Source organism: Hymenobacter arcticus (assembly GCF_054779975.1).
The window spans coordinates 80,729-96,935 of record NZ_BAAGXF010000001.1 but is presented as its reverse complement, the minus strand read 5'-3'; the positions used below and the strand labels follow the sequence as shown (position 1 = coordinate 96,935).

14 protein-coding genes are annotated in these 16,207 nt (G+C 60.7%); 10 read left to right on the top strand and 4 right to left on the bottom strand.

The window, feature by feature from the left end; genetic code table 11:
- Positions 1-32 precede the first annotated feature (32 nt).
- The 3 genes from ACYVGC_RS00410 to katG form a co-directional block, all read right to left on the bottom strand.
- On the bottom strand, positions 33-284 hold the full coding sequence (locus ACYVGC_RS00410) for a DUF3601 domain-containing protein (RefSeq protein WP_460581798.1): 252 nt from the start codon (positions 282-284) through the stop codon (positions 33-35).
- A 2-nt stretch (positions 285-286) separates the two neighbouring features.
- On the bottom strand, positions 287-877 hold the full coding sequence (locus ACYVGC_RS00405; protein ID WP_460581797.1) for a TMEM175 family protein: 591 nt from the start codon (positions 875-877) through the stop codon (positions 287-289).
- Positions 878-981: 104 nt separating this feature from the next.
- A complete protein-coding gene (katG, locus tag ACYVGC_RS00400; protein ID WP_460582403.1) occupies positions 982-3,189 on the bottom strand; it encodes a catalase/peroxidase HPI in 2,208 nt (735 codons plus the stop codon).
- 363 nt (positions 3,190-3,552) lie between these two features.
- Between katG and ACYVGC_RS00395 the strand changes: the two genes are divergently transcribed.
- From ACYVGC_RS00395 to ACYVGC_RS00365, 7 genes are all read left to right on the top strand, one after another.
- Positions 3,553-4,317: a nucleotidyltransferase domain-containing protein gene (locus ACYVGC_RS00395; protein ID WP_460581796.1), complete on the top strand. Its 765-nt coding sequence runs from the start codon at positions 3,553-3,555 to the stop codon at positions 4,315-4,317.
- Between the two features lie 11 nt (positions 4,318-4,328).
- The gene (locus ACYVGC_RS00390) at positions 4,329-6,107 is read left to right on the top strand and encodes a hypothetical protein (protein ID WP_460581795.1); all 1,779 of its coding nucleotides are present in this window, start codon (positions 4,329-4,331) and stop codon (positions 6,105-6,107) included.
- A gap of 256 nt (positions 6,108-6,363) precedes the next feature.
- Complete coding sequence (locus ACYVGC_RS00385; RefSeq protein WP_460581794.1) at positions 6,364-7,446, top strand: nucleotidyltransferase domain-containing protein; 1,083 nt, start codon at positions 6,364-6,366, stop codon at positions 7,444-7,446.
- Positions 7,447-7,571: 125 nt separating this feature from the next.
- Entirely contained in the window at positions 7,572-8,483 is a 912-nt protein-coding gene (locus ACYVGC_RS00380) for an epimerase (RefSeq protein ID WP_460581793.1), read from the top strand.
- Between the two features lie 22 nt (positions 8,484-8,505).
- Positions 8,506-9,045 (top strand): GbsR/MarR family transcriptional regulator, encoded by a 540-nt coding sequence (locus tag ACYVGC_RS00375; RefSeq protein WP_460581792.1) that lies wholly within the window; start codon positions 8,506-8,508, stop codon positions 9,043-9,045.
- Positions 9,046-9,351: 306 nt separating this feature from the next.
- Positions 9,352-10,338: an acyl-ACP desaturase gene (locus ACYVGC_RS00370; protein WP_460581791.1), complete on the top strand. Its 987-nt coding sequence runs from the start codon at positions 9,352-9,354 to the stop codon at positions 10,336-10,338.
- A gap of 126 nt (positions 10,339-10,464) precedes the next feature.
- On the top strand, positions 10,465-11,421 hold the full coding sequence (locus ACYVGC_RS00365) for an NADP-dependent oxidoreductase (RefSeq protein WP_460581790.1): 957 nt from the start codon (positions 10,465-10,467) through the stop codon (positions 11,419-11,421).
- A 164-nt stretch (positions 11,422-11,585) separates the two neighbouring features.
- On the opposite strand, the gene ACYVGC_RS00360 is transcribed toward ACYVGC_RS00365, so the two are convergent.
- The gene (locus tag ACYVGC_RS00360) at positions 11,586-11,867 is read right to left on the bottom strand and encodes a DUF427 domain-containing protein (RefSeq protein WP_460581789.1); all 282 of its coding nucleotides are present in this window, start codon (positions 11,865-11,867) and stop codon (positions 11,586-11,588) included.
- 95 nt (positions 11,868-11,962) lie between these two features.
- On the opposite strand from ACYVGC_RS00360, the gene ACYVGC_RS00355 reads away from it, so the two are divergent.
- The 3 genes from ACYVGC_RS00355 to ACYVGC_RS00345 all read left to right on the top strand — a co-directional run bounded on the left by ACYVGC_RS00355 (position 11,963) and on the right by ACYVGC_RS00345 (position 15,847).
- Positions 11,963-12,967, top strand: a complete 1,005-nt coding sequence (locus ACYVGC_RS00355; RefSeq protein ID WP_460581788.1) for a GNAT family N-acetyltransferase — start codon at positions 11,963-11,965, stop codon at positions 12,965-12,967.
- A 113-nt stretch (positions 12,968-13,080) separates the two neighbouring features.
- On the top strand, positions 13,081-14,190 hold the full coding sequence (locus tag ACYVGC_RS00350; protein ID WP_460581787.1) for a vWA domain-containing protein: 1,110 nt from the start codon (positions 13,081-13,083) through the stop codon (positions 14,188-14,190).
- Between the two features lie 133 nt (positions 14,191-14,323).
- Positions 14,324-15,847 (top strand): P-loop NTPase family protein, encoded by a 1,524-nt coding sequence (locus ACYVGC_RS00345; protein ID WP_460581786.1) that lies wholly within the window; start codon positions 14,324-14,326, stop codon positions 15,845-15,847.
- The last annotated feature ends 360 nt before the right edge of the window (positions 15,848-16,207 follow it).

Sequence of the window (16,207 nt, the reverse complement as noted above, 5' to 3'; positions counted from 1 at the left end):
ATAGTATGAATTAGTTGGTAGGTGTATTGCGGTCAGCAGGCGGCCACAAAATCGGTGAAATTCTCAATGAGCGCCGCTTGCTCCTCCGGCCGCCATTGCAAACGGTATACCACCGGCAAGCCGCCGACGCGAACGTGCAGCGTCAGTCCGTCCTCATAAGGCACAAAATTGGTGGACTCAAATACCCAGGTTTCGCCCACGGGGTGCACCTGGCGGTCATAATCAACAAACTCCCGCATTACGCAGTAGCACTGGCCCGGCACAAGCGCCTGAATAGCGGCCATATCTAGTCCTCCGGGGTGGTTTGCAGGGTGCGCTCGATGCGGCGGTCGGGCACCAGCCACATGCAGGCCACTAAGACGTAGCAAGCCCCCGACAGCCAGGGCAGCCAAAAGCTACTGGCGATGCCCACTAGGTACAGCACCGGCGAGAGCTTGCCCTTCCAGTCGTGCCCCACGGCGCGGGCCAGCGACGAGTCGGGCCCGCCATTTACGGCAATAATGCAGTTTTGCAGGATGGCATACGCCACCGCCGAGCCCATCAGAATGCCGCCGTACACGGCCAGCGTGGCGGGCGCAAAGTGGTTTTCGCCCATCCAGCCGGTGGCAAAAGGTACCAGCGAAAGCCAGAACAGCAGGTGCAAGTTGGCCCATAGCACGCCGCCGCTCACCTGCCGCGTGCCGCTGAGCAGGTGGTGGTGATTGTTCCAGTAAATGCCCACGTACACGAAACTCAGCACGTAGCTCAGAAACACGGGCACCAGCAGCCGCAACGCCGCAAAATCGGCCCTATGCGGCACTTTAAGCTCCAACACCATGATGGTGAGGATGATGGCTAATACACCGTCGCTGAATGCTTCGAGGCGGGTTTTGTGCATAAGGTAGAGAAGTAGGTAGTGAGCGGCTGCTAAGGTAGGGCAACAAAAAACGCCGCCCCGTTGCCGGGGCGGCGTTTTTTCAACCTAATCAGTATCTTACAACCTTACGCTTTGGCCAGGTCGAAGCGGTCGGCGTCCATCACTTTGGCCCAGGCGGCTACGAAGTCGCGCACGAATTTCGCGCCGGCTTTTTGGGTGCCGTACACTTCGGAAATGGCGCGCAGCTCCGAGTTCGAGCCAAAAATCAGGTCCACGCGGGTGCCGGTCCACTTCACCAAGTTGGTTTTGCGGTCGCGGCCCTCAAACAACTGGTCGGCCTCCGAAGTGGCTTTCCAAGTGGTGCCCATGTCGAGCAGGTTCACGAAGTAATCGTTGCTGAGCGTGCCGGGGCGGTCGGTAAATACGCCGTGGTTGGAGTGGTCGAAGTTGGTGTCGAGCACGCGCAGGCCGCCAATCAGCACCGTCATTTCGGGGGCCGAGAGGGTCAGCAGCTGCGCCCGGTCGATGAGCATGGCCTCGGCCGAAGCTTCGTGGTTGGCGCGCAGGTAGTTGCGGAAACCATCGGCGTGCGGCTCCAGCGCGGCAAACGACTGCACGTCGGTTTGCTCGTGCGTGGCGTCAGTGCGGCCGGGGTGGAAGGGCACCTGCACGTCGTAGCCGCCATCCTTGGCAGCCTGCTCGATGCCGGCGGCTCCGCCCAGCACAATCAGGTCGGCCAGCGATACTTGCTTGCCGCCCGCATTGCTGTTGAACTCCTGCTGAATGCCGGTCAGCACGTCAAGTACTTTGGCCAGCTCGGCGGGGTTGTTGGCATCCCAGTATTTTTGGGGCGCCAGGCGCAGGCGGGCACCGTTGGCACCGCCGCGCTTGTCGGAGCCGCGGAACGTGGAGGCCGAAGCCCAGGCCGTGCGGATAAGCTGCGAGCCCGTGAGGCCACTGGCCAACAGCCGGTCTTTCAGTGAGTTAATATCCTGCTCGTCAATTGGCGCGTAGTCGGCGGCGGGTAACGGGTCTTGCCAGATGAGCACTTCGGCGGGCGTTTCGGGGCCTGCGTAGCGCGAGAGGGGACCCATGTCGCGGTGCGTGAGCTTGAACCAGGCGCGGCTGAAGGCATCGGCAAACTCCTCGGGGTTTTCGTGGAAGCGGCGCGAGATTTTCTCGTAAATCGGGTCTTCGCGCAGGGCGATGTCCGTCGTCAGCATAAACGGCTGGTGCGACTTGTTGGGGTCGTGGGCGTCGGGGATGGTGCCGGCGCCGCCGTTGTTTTTGGGCCGCCACTGGTGGGCACCGGCGGGGCTTTTGGTCAATTCCCACTCGTAGCCGAAGAGGTTGTTGAAGTAGCCGTTGCCCCACTGGGCGGGGGTCGAAGTCCAGGCGCCTTCGAGGCCGCTGGTGATGGTGTCGCCGGCGTTGCCGGTGCCGTACGTGTTCAGCCAGCCTTTACCCTGCTGCTCGATGCCCGCCGCGGCCGGCTCGTGCGCAATGTACTGGGCGGGGTCGGCCGCGCCGTGGGTTTTGCCGAAGGTGTGGCCGCCGGCAATCAGGGCCACCGTTTCCTCGTCGTTCATGGCCATGCGGCCGAAGGTCTCGCGGATGTCGCGGGCCGAGCCCATGGGGTTCGGGTTGCCGTTGGGGCCCTCCGGGTTCACGTAAATGAGGCCCATCTGCACGGCGGCCAGCGGGTTTTCGAGCTGGCGGTCGCCGGTGTAGCGCTTGTCGCCGAGCCACTCGCGCTCCGAGCCCCAGTAAATTTCATCCATCGGCTCCCACACGTCGGCGCGGCCACCCGAAAAGCCGAACGGCTTCAGGCCCATCGACTCCAGGGCGCAGTTGCCGGCCAAAATCATGAGGTCGGCCCAGGAAATCTGCTCGCCGTATTTCTGCTTGATGGGCCACAGCAAGAGGCGGGCTTTGTCGAGGTTGGCGTTGTCGGGCCAGCTGTTGAGCGGGGCAAAGCGCTGCATGCCCGAGCCCGCGCCCCCGCGGCCATCGGCAATGCGGTAGGTGCCGGCACTGTGCCAGGCCATGCGAATAAAGAACGGCCCGTAGTGGCCGTAGTCGGCCGGCCACCAGTCCTGCGAGGTGGTCATCAACTCAAACAGGTCCTGCTTCACGGCCGTCAGGTCGAGCTTCTTGAACTCCTCGGCGTAGTTAAAATTCGCACCCATGGGGTTGGCCTGGGGCGCGTGCTGGCGCAAGATGTTGAGGCGCAGCATATTGGGCCACCAATCGCGGTCGCGGGTGCCGCCGCCGGCCGTTTGCTGTACCTGCCCCGCCAAAAATGGGCACTTGGCCGCCGACGGGTCGTTCATGAAATGCTCCGTGGTGTTGGAGGCGGGCGCGTGCTTGTTGTGGTCTTCAGCCATTAGTTAGAGAAGTTGTGATTAATTGAAACTCGATTTTGAGACAGACGAACGCTGCTGGAAGCAGCTTATTGAAAAGACGGGAAAGTTGGGCAAAATACCGGCAACCCGCGCGTAGGTTTGTGGGGAGCGGCAAAAATTTGGGTATTTCAATTGAATGCTAGCGCTGCACTCTGCGGTTCAGAAGTGCTGGCTAAAGCTGGAGCCGTACCCGGTATTCCTAAAGCTGGCATCGATACTTTTGTTTAACAAATGTAAGTTATTTTTCAGCAAAACATTGCTGACAAGGTCTGTCGGCCGGTTTCTTGTTTAATGCGTATTCAAACTAAGGTGGCGCTGGCCCGTCTCGAAGCCCAGCACAACATCCGCATTCTCTACGCCTGCGAGTCGGGTAGCCGGGCCTGGGGCTTTCCCTCGCCCGACTCTGATTATGATGTGCGGTTCATTTATGTGCACCCCGCTGCCTGGTACCTGCGCCTCGACGAGGGCCCCGATACCCTCAATTCTCCGGTTGATGAGGACCTTGACCTCGCCGGCTGGGAGCTGCGCAAGGCCCTGCGTCTGCTACGCGGCTCCAACGCGGCGCTGTTCGAGTGGCTGCAGTCGCCCGTCGTGTATCAGGAGGCGCCCGGCTTCCGGGCGCAGCTTGCGCCGCTGCTGCCACTGGCCTTCAACCTCAAAGCCGGCCTGCACCACTACCAGGGCCAGCTGCGGCGCGGCGTGGAGGAAGATTTAGTGGGCGAGGAAGTGCGCCTCAAGCGCCTGTTCTACGCCCTGCGCGCCGCCCTGGCGGCCCGCTGGATTCGCGAGTGCCACACCCTGCCGCCCATGGAGTTCAAAGCGCTGTGCGAGATGCTGCCAGCTGAATTTCAAGAAGTTGTAGCAGAATTGCTGGCGCAAAAAGCCCTAGCCACCGAAAAAACGGTGGTGGCGCGCCCGGTGGCGCTATTCACCTTCTTGGCGGCGGAATACGCGGCGGGGCAGGCGGCGCGGCAAGAGCTGGCCGTGCCGCGAGGCGAGAAAACCGACGACCAGCTGGCCGAAATCCTGCGCGAGTGGATTCTGGCGGGCCGCTAGCTTTGCCAGCTATGCGCGCAATCAGTATCCTGACGCTGCTGCTGTGGCTGGTAGCGGGCGTGGTTTTCTACTATCTATTTGCCCAGCTGCCTTATCAGGAGTTGGCCTTGGTGCTGCGGCAGCCCAACCTGGCCGCCGAATATGCGCCCCTACCGCCCGCCCTGACCCCGGCGCGCTACGAGGCGTTGCGCTGGGGCAGCCTGCTGCTGGCCGGTGCCAGCGGGCTGGGGTTATGGCTGCTGCTCAGGTGGCGTGGCCGGCCGCGGGCGGCCCAGGTGCGCCAGGAGCTGCGGCGCGTGGGCTGTGCGTTGCGGCGTGCCTGGCAGCAGCTGCGCCCTGGGCAACAAGGGGTAGCGCTGGGGCTGGGCGCCGCGGCACTATTGCTACGGGGCTGGTTGCTAATGGCCTATCCCATTACTACTGACGAGCTGACCTCCTACGATTACTATGTGCAGCCGGGCGCAGCCATTGCCGCCAGCAACTATTCGCTGCCCAACAACCACGTATTCTATAACTTACTGGTAAGCGGCCTGGCCTTTACTCACCTGCCGCCCGACTGGTTGCAGCGGCTGCCGGCCGTGCTGGCCGGGCTGGTGCTACTGCCGCTGAGTTACCTGCTCTTGCTGCGGCAGCTCCGGTTTGGGACGGCTACGTTGGCGCTGGCGCTCTTCACGTTTTCGACCACGCCGGCTTTCTATGCCGTGGCCGGGCGGGGCTATGGCGTGCAGCTGGCGGCCGTGGTGGCGGGGTTTTTTGTGGTGCTGGAGCTGCTGCGGCCCGGTGGCCTGCGGCAGCTGCCCTGGCTGGTGTTTGTGGGCAGCGGCGTACTGGGTTTCTACACCGTGCCGACCCACGCCTACGCCCTGGCGGCGTTGGGCCTGGGGCTGCTGGTGGGCATGGGGCAACTGACTGGCCCGGCCCGCTGGCGTGGCCTGGCGCACTTAACGCTGGCTGCCAGCAGTATAGCGCTAACAACTGCTATCCTCTACGCCCCAGTGGGCGCGGTAACGGGCTGGGCGGCCTTGCTCCACAACCCCTACGTGCGCCCGCTGAGCGAGGCAGAATTCCTGCGCGGCCTCGGCACCTACCTGACGGAGGCGGCCACGCGGCTGTGGGGGCAGGGGCGCCTCACGCTGGGCTGGCTGGCGGTGCTGGCGGTGGTGGTGCCGCTGCTGCTGCGCCGGGCCAGCCCGGCCCGGCGGGCAGTGGGCTGGCTCAGCTACGCGGTGGTGTTTTTGCCGCTGCCGCTCCTGGCGTTGCAGCGGGTGTACGTGCCCGGCCGGGCCCTGCTGCCAGCCATGTTGTTTTCGTTTGTACTACTGGCGCTGGTGGTGGAGGCCACCGCCGCGCCGGTAGTAGCCCGCCTGCCAAGGCGCTGGGCAAGAGCCGCTTGGCAGCACTACCCCGTGCTGCTGGCCAGCCTGGTGCTGGCCTACGGGGCCTACCGTTTTACCCGCGAAGCCACGGGCATGCGGGCGCTGGCGGGCCGCTATGCCGGGCTTCAGCAACAGCATGCCTGGCTGCGGGCGCAGCACCCCGAGCGGGTGTGGCTCGACTCGCTCAGCCGGACTTATCAGGGTATTTACTGGTACCACTGGGGGCTGGTGCGGGCGGCGCCGCTGCCGCTGCGCGTGGTGCCAAAGCTGCCGCAAGTGGCCGCCGGACCGGGCCGCGAGTACGTGGTGTTTGACCGCCAACACGCCGGGCCAATGCCGCCGATGCTGGCCGGCCACGCGCCCGCTTATGCCGGTAGTAGTGTGTATATCTGGCAGTTGCCTTATGCGCCCTAGCATAAAAACACGCACAGCATCATTGCTCGGAGTGTCAGCGAAAATATAAGTAAAAACAACGCAGCAGGAGCGCGAAAGGAAGCAGCAAGTGCCAGCTTGGCTGTATCAACTTTTTCTTATAAAGCAAGTCAGGTATTTTGGGAAATTCTGGGTTTTTGCGGCAGCGGGAGCCATAGGTAGGGCTGGCTGGTCGGCCGCCACCCCAGCCGCCCGAATGCGCCGCGGATTACAAGCCCCCGCGCTACTTTAGCGCCCCATGACCATCGCCGACCTGCGCCAGCAACACCTGATTTTATTCGAAGCCGTGAGCGGCAGCCGCGCCTACGGCACCAACCTGCCGCATTCCGACACCGATTTAAAAGGCGTATTTATCCTGCCTGAAAAGGCGTTTTTCGGCCTCGATTATATTCCCCAAATTGCGAATGACACCAACGACGAGGTATTTTATGAGCTACGCCGCTTCGTCGAATTATTGCTGAAAAATAATCCCACCGTGCTCGAATTACTCGGCACGCCCGCTGACTGCATTATTTACCAGCACCCGCTATTTGCGGAGTTTCGGGCCGTTGATTATTTATCGAAACTCTGCCGCCAAAGCTTCGCCGAATACGCCGTGGCGCAAATTCGCAAGGCGCAGGGCTTAAATAAAAAAATCAACCACCCCGAGCCGCCCGCCCGCAAGTCGGTGCTCGATTTTTGCTACGTCACGGTGGGGGCGGGCGCGCAGCCAGTAGCTACCTGGCTGAGTCGGCAAGGGCTTGAGGGCCAGCAATGTGGCTTGGCCAACGTGCCGCACCTCGCCGACTTATATGTGTTATTTATTGACCGGGCTCCTAGCCAGCCGCTGAGCTACCGCGGCCTCGTGCGCGACCCCGAAGCCAGCCAGGACGTCCTGCTTTCGGCCGTGCCGAAAGGGGAGGAGCCGGCCGCGTATCTATCCTTCAACCGCACGGGCTACAGCGTGTACTGCCGGGCCTTTCGGGAGTACTGGGAATGGGTGGAAAAGCGTAATAAAGAGCGCTACGCAAACACCGTGCAGCACGGCAAAAACTACGACGCCAAAAATATGCTGCACGTATTTCGCCTGCTGCAAATGGCTGAAGAAATTGCCCTGACCGGCGAATTAAACGTGCACCGACCCAACCGCGAATTCCTGCTGCAAATTCGGCGCGGTGAATTTGAGTACGCCGCGCTGGTAGCCGAAGCCGGCGAATTGGTAGCGCGGGTAGAAAACGCGTTCGCCGCCTCGCCCTTGCCCGACGCGCCCGACAAAGCCGCGGCCGAAGCCACGTTGCGCCGGGTGCGCCAGCAGTTTTATGCGCCGCGCAGCAGCGGCTAAAAAATCCCAACCAAAAATGTATCACAAGTTTCAATAAGTATTGAAACTTGTGATACATTTGCCCCGTCATCGCCCGTTGCCCCGGACCAACCCGGCGCGCCGCTACCGGGTACCGACAACCAGCCATGCCCGCACCCAAACTCGTTCTCATCGGTGGTAATGGTTTTCTGGGTCGCCACGTGCGGGCGCATTTTGAAAGGCTTGGCTACCAGGTAGTAAGCATCAGCCGGACGGGCGCTAGTGATGTCCGTTGGGATGCCCGCACGCTGGGCCCCTGGGCCGCCGAGCTGGAGGGCGCAGACTTGTTGGTAAACCTGGCCGGCCGCTCTGTCGATTGCCGCTACACCGCCGCCAACCGGCAAGCGGTGCTGGCTAGCCGCGTAGAGAGCACGGCGGTGCTGGCGGCGGCCGTGGCCGCTTGCCAGCAGCCACCTCGGGTGTGGATAAACTCCTCAACTGCTACTATTTATGCCGATACGCGCGGGAGCCTGCCGGCCAACACGGAGGCCGCGGGTACCATCGGCGACGGCTTCTCGGTGGAGGTAGCGCGGGCCTGGGAGGCGGCTTTTATGGCTGGTGCCACGTTGGGCACGCGCCGGGTGGCATTGCGTACCGCCATTGTGCTGGGGGCCGACGGCGGGGCCTTCCCCGTAATGGCCCGGCTGGCCCGCTGGGGCCTATGCTCGCCGCAAGCTACTGGCGAGCAATGGGTTAGCTGGCTGCACGTTGCTGATTTTTGCCGGGCGGTGGCATTCCTGGCGCAAGCCGAAGCCATTAGTGGTCCGGTAAACCTATGTGCGCCGCAGCCACTCCGTAATCGGGAATTTAATGGATTGCTAGCTAGCTACTTAAAGCCCCTGCTGCGCCTGCCGCAGCCCCGCTGGCTGCTCGAAATAGGGGCCTTTGTGCTGCGTACCGAAACGGAACTCATCCTGAAAAGCCGTAAGGTATACCCCGGGCGGCTGCTCGATGCGGGATTTACCTTCGATTTCCCGACTTGTGAGCCCGCCATTGCGGACTTGTTATCTGAATTATAACTAACTGACTATCAATAATAGTATGCTAAAAGCGGAAAGCCCCGACCTGCCCTTGCCAACCCTTGCCGAGGCCAAGGCGCAGTTCATCCACCTCTGGGGCGTGTCGGGCACGAGCTGGGGCGTGAGCAAAACCCTGGCCCAGGTGCACGCGCTGCTGCTGGTGAGCCCGGTGGCTCTCAGCACCGAAGACATAATGAGTCAGCTCACTATCTCGCGGGGCAATGCCAGCATGACGGTGCGCGAGCTGCTCGACTGGGGCCTGATTTATAAGGAGCTACGCCCCGGCGAGCGCCGCGAGTTTTTTGTGGCCGAAAAGGATATGCTGCAAGTAACGCGTTGCATCATCCGGGCCCGCAAGCGCCGCGAGCTTGACCAGATGCAACGTACCCTCGACCAGCTGGCTGCCCTGCCCGGCGATGCGGCCGACGCTGACTACCGCGCCTTTCATACCACGCTGACTGATATTCAGCAGCTGGCCACTGCCTCCGATAAGCTGCTCACTAAGCTCATGCTAGCCGAGCGCAGCTGGTTTTGGGATAAGTTTTTCAAGCTGTTTTTATAGCCAATCGCGGCTGCCGGCCGTAGCCCGGGCGGGCAGTAGCCCAAAGGCATTTGTAGCGGCGGCCCGCCTTAGCGCGCCAAGCCTTGGGCGAGGCTGCGCAAGCGCGGAATAAAAATAATAGCGCGGCTTTGCCAGCCCACAGGCTACTGGCTGAAAACTAGCAAGGTAGCATTCAACGTACCTATAGTAGCGCGGCTGAGTGCTCCGAAAGCCAGCAATGCCGTAATCTTGTACTGGCTAAACTCAACTAAAACCCGACCTTCACGCGTTCATTCATCGGCCGCTCACTGGCGGTCCCCCTTCTATATGATGCTCAGTCCCGACCTTCTCATTTCGCGCGGCGAAGTGCTTATGCAACTCGAAGGTTATCTGAAAGATAATATTTATACCTTTCTGAAGAAGGTGGAGGATAGCTGGCAACCCGCTGACTACCTGCCTGATTCGCGCCGCGATACCTTCTTCGACGAAATAAAGGAGCTGCGGGAGCGCGCCGGTGGCCTCAGCTACGACCTGCTGGCCGTGCTCATCGGCGATACCATTACCGAGGAAGCCCTGCCCAATTACGAGGCGTGGTTTCATGAGCTCGACGACCTCAACCGCGACCACAACAACGGCTGGGCACAGTGGATTCGGGGCTGGACGGCCGAGGAAAACCGCCACGGCGACCTGCTCAACCGCTACCTCTACCTATGCGGCCGCGTAAACATGCGCGAGTTTGAGTTTTCGACCCAGCACCTCATCAACGACGGCTTCGACCTGGGCACGGCCCACGACCCGTACCGCGCGTTTGTGTACACGAGCTACCAGGAAATGGCCACCAACGTGTCGCACCGCCGCGTGGGCCAGCTGGCCCGCGTCGCGGGCGATGACCAACTGTCCAAAATCTGCGGGATGATTGCCGGCGACGAAAACCGCCACGCTCGCGCATACAAGACCTTCGTAGACAAGATTTTCGAGCTGGACCCCAGCGAGATGATGCTGGCCTTCGAGGACATGATGCGCAAGAAAATTGTAATGCCCGCCCACTACATGCGGGAGTTGGGCATCGATATGGGTAAGACCTTCGGCCATTTCACTGACGCCGCCCAGCGCATTGGCGTGTACACGAGCGCCGACTACACCGACATTCTTGACACGCTCATCAGTGAGTGGAAAATAGCTGACCGCACTAACCTCACCGGCCCCGCCGAAAAGGCCCGTGATTACGTGATGGCCCTGCCCGCCCGCCTGCGCCGCGTGAGCGACCGCATGACGGTACCCAAGCTGGAATATAAGTTCAAGTGGATTAGCTAGTTAGCTCATTCATATTATGCTTTCTGAAAGCGCCGGTTGCCTAAGGCGGCCGGCGCTTTTTGTTGGGTTTCAACCAATGGGCCACGCCTGCGTTAGGAACAAGCACAACTAACCCGTACCTAACCCATGGCTCAGCAAACCCAGGCCGCTTATTACACCGAATTTGGTGGTATTGATAAAATTCAGGTCGGTCTGCTCGACCTGCCCGAAGTGCAGGAAGGCGATGTGCTACTGCGCGTGAAGGCCGCCGGTATTAACCCCGTCGATTACATCGTGCGCGAAGGCCACTTTCAGCAAGTGGTGCCCAACGCTTTTCCGGCCGTGCCGGGCTGGGACGTGGCCGGCGTAGTGGAGCAGTGTGGCCACGGCGCGTCGCGCCTGCCCGTAGGCACCGAAGTATATGGCTACGTGCGCCGCCCGGTGGTGCAGCACGGCACCTTTGCCGAGCACATGGTGGTGCCCGAGTGCTACCTGGCCCTGCGGCCCCAAAAGCTGAGCTGGGAAGCCGCCGGCGGCCTGCCGCTGGCCGGCCTCACGGCCTACCAGTCGGTTATGGTGGCGGGCGGCCTCAAGGCGGGCGAAACGGTGCTGATTCTGGGCGCTTCGGGTGGCGTGGGTGGCACGGCCATTCAGCTAGCTAAGAACGTGGGAGCGACGGTAATTGCCATAGCCAGCGCCAAAAGTGCCGACCATATGAAGGAGCTTGGAGCCGATTTTACCATCGATTACAAAGCCGGCCCGATTGCCGAGGCCGTGCAGCAGGTAGCGCCACAAGGCGTTGATTTACTGTTTGATGCCATCAGCGGTGATACGCTGAACCAGAGCCTGCCCGCCCTCAAGCCCACCGGCCGCCTCATTTCGGTGCTCAACGATGGCAAGGGCCTGAAGCTGCCTGCTGGCGTGCATTTTGCCCACGTAATGGCCCAGCCCAGCGTGCCCGACCTCGACCACCTGCGCGAACTAGCCGACGCCGGTAAGCTGGTGGTGCCCATCGCGGCCACCTTCTCGCTGGCCGATACCAAAAAGGCTTTTGAGCAAATTGAGTCGAAGCACACTACCGGTAAGGTGGTAATCGTGCCATAGGTAATGAATATGCAAAGCGCACAAAAAAGAACGCCATGCTGAGCTTGCCGAAGCATCTCGCGTGAGGTATTAACTCAATCGTTTAACCGTTTTGATTACTACCCCACGCGAGATGCTTCGGCAAGCTCAGCATGACGTTCTTTTTTGCACTATTGGCCTAGCGGCTATTTCTCGATTCTTACGCCCTTCCAAAAAGCCACGCGGTCTTTGATGTTGGCGGCGGCGGGGCTGGTTTCGGGGTAAAACCAGGCGGCATCTTTATTCAACTCGCCGGCTACGCGCAGGGAGTAGTAGCTGGCACGGCCCTTCCAGGGGCAGGACGTGTGGGCGATGCTATCCTCAAAAAACTCCTTTTTGAGGGAGTCGGCGGGGAAGTAGTGGTTGTTTTCCACCACCACGGTGTCGTCGCTCTCGGCCACGACGGTGTTGTTCCAAATGGCTTTCATAGGTTGGTGGGGCAGCGTGTTAAAAAGCCGGCCCGCTGAGAGTAAACGCGCATCTTTGCCAGATGTTCACCTTCCGCTAACCCGGCCTGCCTGCTATGATACGCTACCTGCGCCCCGGCGAAATAGACCGCCCGCAGTGGGATGCCTTGCTGGCGCGCGCGCCCAACGGCCTGATTTACGGGCTGTCCTGGTACCTCGACATCGTGTCGCCCGATTGGGCGGCGCTGGTGAAGGAGGAAGCCGGCCGCTACGTGGCGGTAATGCCGCTGCCGCTGCGCACGAAGCTTGGGCTGCGCTACCTCAAGCAACCCTTGTTTGCGCAGCAGTTGGGGCTGTTTTATTTGGAAGAACCTACGGCCACCGACTGGCAGCAAATCGGGCAGCTGCTGCGGCAGCGGTTCCGGTTTATTACGCAGTATGCCTTTAATACGCACAACCAGGAGCTGCTCGGGGCCGGCCAGCCGGAGCTGGCGGGGGCGGCCTTCACTACTTATTACCTATCGCTGAAACCAGCATATCCGCAGCTGCTGGCGGGCTACAAGGCCAACCGCCGCTGGCGCCTCAACCAGGCCCGCCGCCGGGGCCTGCACGTGGAGCCGAGCACTGACATCGACTTGCTGGTGCGAATTTTTGCGGAGTACACGGCTCCCAAAATCCACGGTGTTATTGGCGAAGCCTATGAATACCGGCTTTTGCGAGCATTGTATGAGACTGCCATTCAGCGTAATATGGCCCACATGTGGCAGGCGCGCGCCGCCACGGGTGAGGTAGTAGCCATGATTTTGCTGTTTGAGTTCAACGGCCAGCTGACCTATATCTTCAACAGTTCGACGCTGGCCGGCAAGGAATTAGGGGCCATTTCGGTGCTGCTCGACGAGGTGTTTCGCACCTACGCGGGCCAAGCCATCACCTTCGATTTTGAAGCGCCGGAAGTGGCCAACGTGGCGCACTTTTACGCCAGCTTTGGCTCGGTGGCCGCGCCGTTTCACGCCATTGCCGCCAACCGCCTGCCGTGGCCGGTGCGCCAGCTCAAGGCGGCGCGCATGGCGCTGTACCGCCGGCTGCGGCCCCGCCCGGCCGCTGGCAACAGCCCCGACTAGCTTCCTTGGGAAACATTACCGGCGCGGGCGTTGTTGGCCGGAGTAGCTTATTCGATGCTTTTTGGGCCGCCGTAGCGTGCGCCGGGCAGCATCTTTATCCCAGTAAAAATTATATGGCTCTCGGCGTTCGCTTTCGTGATTTTGTGCCCGATGAAAACTCGGGCGACAAAGGATTTGAGCAGCTTTTCAAGCTGTTTATGCAATTGATTACCATCACCAGCGGTGATGTGGGCGAGGCCCTGCAATGGCTCAACGAGCTCGACAAGCAGTATGGTCTCACCGACAACGAATACGGCATGGGCAACTTCATCGATGACCTTAAGAAAAAGGGCTACATTGATGAAAACGAGCAGGAGCGGGGCGAGCTGAAAATCACGCCTAAAACCGAGCAGAAAATCCGCAAGTCGGCGCTGGAGGAGATTTTTGGCAAGCTCAAGCGCGGCAACAGCGGCAACCACCGCACGCCCCACACCGGGCAAGGCGACGAGCAGAGCACTGACCTGCGCGAGTTTCGCTTCGGCGACTCGCTGGAGCAGATTCAGATGACCGAATCTATCCGCAACGCCCAGCTCAACCACGGCATGGACGGCGACAATTTCATGCTCACCGAGGGCGACCTCGAAGTGCGCGAGAACGAGCATAAGTCGCAGACCAGCACGGTGTTGATGATTGACATCTCGCACTCCATGATTCTCTACGGCGAAGACCGCATCACGCCCGCTAAAAAGGTGGCCATGGCCCTGGCCGAACTGGTGAAGCAGAAATACCCCAAGGATACGCTCGACGTCATCGTATTCGGCAACGATGCCTGGCAGATTGAGGTGAAGGACCTGCCTTACCTGCAAGTGGGGCCCTACCACACCAACACGGTGGCCGGCCTGGAGCTGGCCATGGACCTGCTGCGCAAGCGCAAAACGCCTAACAAGCAGATATTTATGATTACCGACGGCAAGCCCACTTGCCTGAAGGAAGGCAACGGCTACTACAAAAACTCGTTTGGCCTCGACCGCAAGGTGGTGAACAAGACGCTGAACCTGGCCGCCGCCGCCCGCCGCATCAAGATTCCGATTACCACCTTCATGATTACCTCCGACCCGTATTTGCAGAAATTCGTGGAGGAGTTTACCGAGGTGAACCAGGGCAAGGCCTATTACTCGGGCCTGAAGGGCCTGGGCCACCTGGTGTTTGAAGACTACAAGAAAAACCGGCGCAAGTCGCTCTAACCAGCGCTGGCTGCTCGCCTACCGCTTCCCATTTCCAGCCTTGGAGTGGGAAGCGTTTTTTTGGAATAACGCCCACGTTAAACTCGCCGCCGACCGGCTGAACCTCAGGCCCGCTTAGCGGGTTTACCAACCAATGAAGCACGAAACTATCCGCACCCTGGGCCAGCTCCGCGCCAGTGGTTACCAGCCCCGCACTGTGAAACAAGAACTGCGGGACAACCTCATTTCTAAACTCAAAAACAAGGAAGACGTGTTTCCCGGCATCTTCGGCTACGAAGAAACCGTGATACCCGAGTTGCAGCGCGCTATCCTGGCCGGGCACCACATCAACCTGCTGGGCCTGCGCGGCCAGGCAAAAACGCGCATTGCGCGCCTGCTCATCAACCTGCTCGACCCGTTTGTGCCGATGGTGAAAGGCTCGGAGCTGAACGACGACCCTATGCAGCCGCTGTCGATTTATGCCAAAAACCTCATTGAGGAGAAAGGCGACGACACGCCCATCGAGTGGCTGAGCCGCGCCGACCGCTACACCGAGAAGCTGGCTACGCCCGACGTGACCGTGGCTGACCTCATCGGCGACGCCGACCCCATTAAGGCGGCCACGCTCAAGCTGCCGTACAGCGACGAGCGTGTGATTCACTTCGGCCTGATTCCACGGGCGCACCGCGGTATTTTTGTAATTAACGAACTGCCTGACTTGCAGGCCCGTATCCAGGTGTCGCTGTTCAATATCTTGCAGGAAGGCGACATCCAGATTCGCGGTTTCAAGGTGCGCTTGCCGCTTGATATTCAGTTTGTGTTCACCGCCAACCCCGAGGACTACACCAACCGCGGCAGCATTGTGACGCCGCTCAAGGACCGGATTGACGCGCAGATTATCACGCACTATCCCAAGTCGATTGAAATCGGCAAGCGCATTACCAAGCAGGAAGCTCGCATCAAAGAGGAGCAGAAAGGCCTGGTAACCACCAACGAAATCATTCACGACCTCGTGGAGCAGGTGGCCGTAGAGGCCCGCGGCTCCGAGTTTGTGGATGCCAAGTCGGGCGTGTCGGCCCGCCTCACCATTTCGGCTTACGAGCAGGTGATTGCCGGGGCCGAGCGCCGGGCGCTCATCAATGGCGAAAGCAATACCTACGTGCGTGTAGCTGATTTCATCTCGGCCGTGCCCGCCATCACGGGCAAGGTAGAGTTGGTGTACGAAGGCGAGCAGGAAGGCGCGGGCATCGTGGCTGAGAAGCTCATGGGCAAGGCCATTAGAACCTTGTTCCTGAACTACTTCCCCGACCCCGACAAGTCGAAGAAACTCAAGAACCGCCCCTCGCCCTACAAAACGGTGCAGGAGTGGTTTGGCAACGGCAATACGCTGGATATCCTGCACGATGCCAGCACCGCCGACTACCGCGTCGCCCTCGATAAAGTACCCGGCCTGCGCGACATCGTAACCGAGCTGCACCCCAAGGAAGACGCCGAAACTACGTACTTCCTCATGGAATTCCTGCTGCACGGCTTGGCCGAGCACTCGCTCATCTCGCGCAACCGCCTCACGGCCGGCGCGCAGTTCAAAGACCTGCTCTCGTCGATGTTCACCATGCCCAGCTTTGGTGAGGATGACGACGAGGACGAAGAAGAGCAGAAGCCGCGCCGCCGCCGCTAGGCACTAGGTAGCGTGGACTCTGCGAGTCCGCGAGTAAGTAATAAAAAGCCCCGCGCATCGAAAGATGTACGGGGCTTTTTATTAGAATAATAGTTGCTTAATCGCCTGCTTCGTCAAGTTAGCCAGTAGCTTCGGGAGCTTTGGCAAAAGGTTGGTGCTTCAGCGCTTTCGACTAGCCAAAGGCTACCTAGGGCAGTGGCAGCCGGGTAGCAGGGAGACAGTCTGGCTGCGCGGGCAGCTGGCGCCGCACACACGCTAAAACGTCGGCCAGGGTCTGCCACTGTCCTATTTCAGAGTCGGGGATTTCTAAACATAAGCCGTATTCGAGGCGAATACCAAGCTGCACACACTCGAGCAAGC

What these genes read in the sequence shown, in the direction of transcription:
- ACYVGC_RS00360 (WP_460581789.1), bottom strand. Translation starts at nt 11,867, where the DNA reads ATGAAAGCCATTTGGAACAACACCGTCGTGGCCGAGAGCGACGACACC.
- ACYVGC_RS00355 (WP_460581788.1), top strand. Translation starts at nt 11,963, where the DNA reads ATGATACGCTACCTGCGCCCCGGCGAAATAGACCGCCCGCAGTGGGAT.
- ACYVGC_RS00365 (WP_460581790.1), top strand. Translation starts at nt 10,465, where the DNA reads ATGGCTCAGCAAACCCAGGCCGCTTATTACACCGAATTTGGTGGTATT.
- ACYVGC_RS00395 (WP_460581796.1), top strand. Translation starts at nt 3,553, where the DNA reads ATGCGTATTCAAACTAAGGTGGCGCTGGCCCGTCTCGAAGCCCAGCAC.
- ACYVGC_RS00350 (WP_460581787.1), top strand. Translation starts at nt 13,081, where the DNA reads ATGGCTCTCGGCGTTCGCTTTCGTGATTTTGTGCCCGATGAAAACTCG.
- ACYVGC_RS00380 (WP_460581793.1), top strand. Translation starts at nt 7,572, where the DNA reads ATGCCCGCACCCAAACTCGTTCTCATCGGTGGTAATGGTTTTCTGGGT.
- ACYVGC_RS00345 (WP_460581786.1), top strand. Translation starts at nt 14,324, where the DNA reads ATGAAGCACGAAACTATCCGCACCCTGGGCCAGCTCCGCGCCAGTGGT.
- katG (WP_460582403.1), bottom strand. Translation starts at nt 3,189, where the DNA reads ATGAACGACCCGTCGGCGGCCAAGTGCCCATTTTTGGCGGGGCAGGTA.
- ACYVGC_RS00385 (WP_460581794.1), top strand. Translation starts at nt 6,364, where the DNA reads ATGACCATCGCCGACCTGCGCCAGCAACACCTGATTTTATTCGAAGCC.
- ACYVGC_RS00370 (WP_460581791.1), top strand. Translation starts at nt 9,352, where the DNA reads ATGATGCTCAGTCCCGACCTTCTCATTTCGCGCGGCGAAGTGCTTATG.
- ACYVGC_RS00410 (WP_460581798.1), bottom strand. Translation starts at nt 284, where the DNA reads ATGGCCGCTATTCAGGCGCTTGTGCCGGGCCAGTGCTACTGCGTAATG.
- ACYVGC_RS00390 (WP_460581795.1), top strand. Translation starts at nt 4,329, where the DNA reads ATGCGCGCAATCAGTATCCTGACGCTGCTGCTGTGGCTGGTAGCGGGC.
- ACYVGC_RS00405 (WP_460581797.1), bottom strand. Translation starts at nt 877, where the DNA reads ATGCACAAAACCCGCCTCGAAGCATTCAGCGACGGTGTATTAGCCATC.
- ACYVGC_RS00375 (WP_460581792.1), top strand. Translation starts at nt 8,506, where the DNA reads ATGCTAAAAGCGGAAAGCCCCGACCTGCCCTTGCCAACCCTTGCCGAG.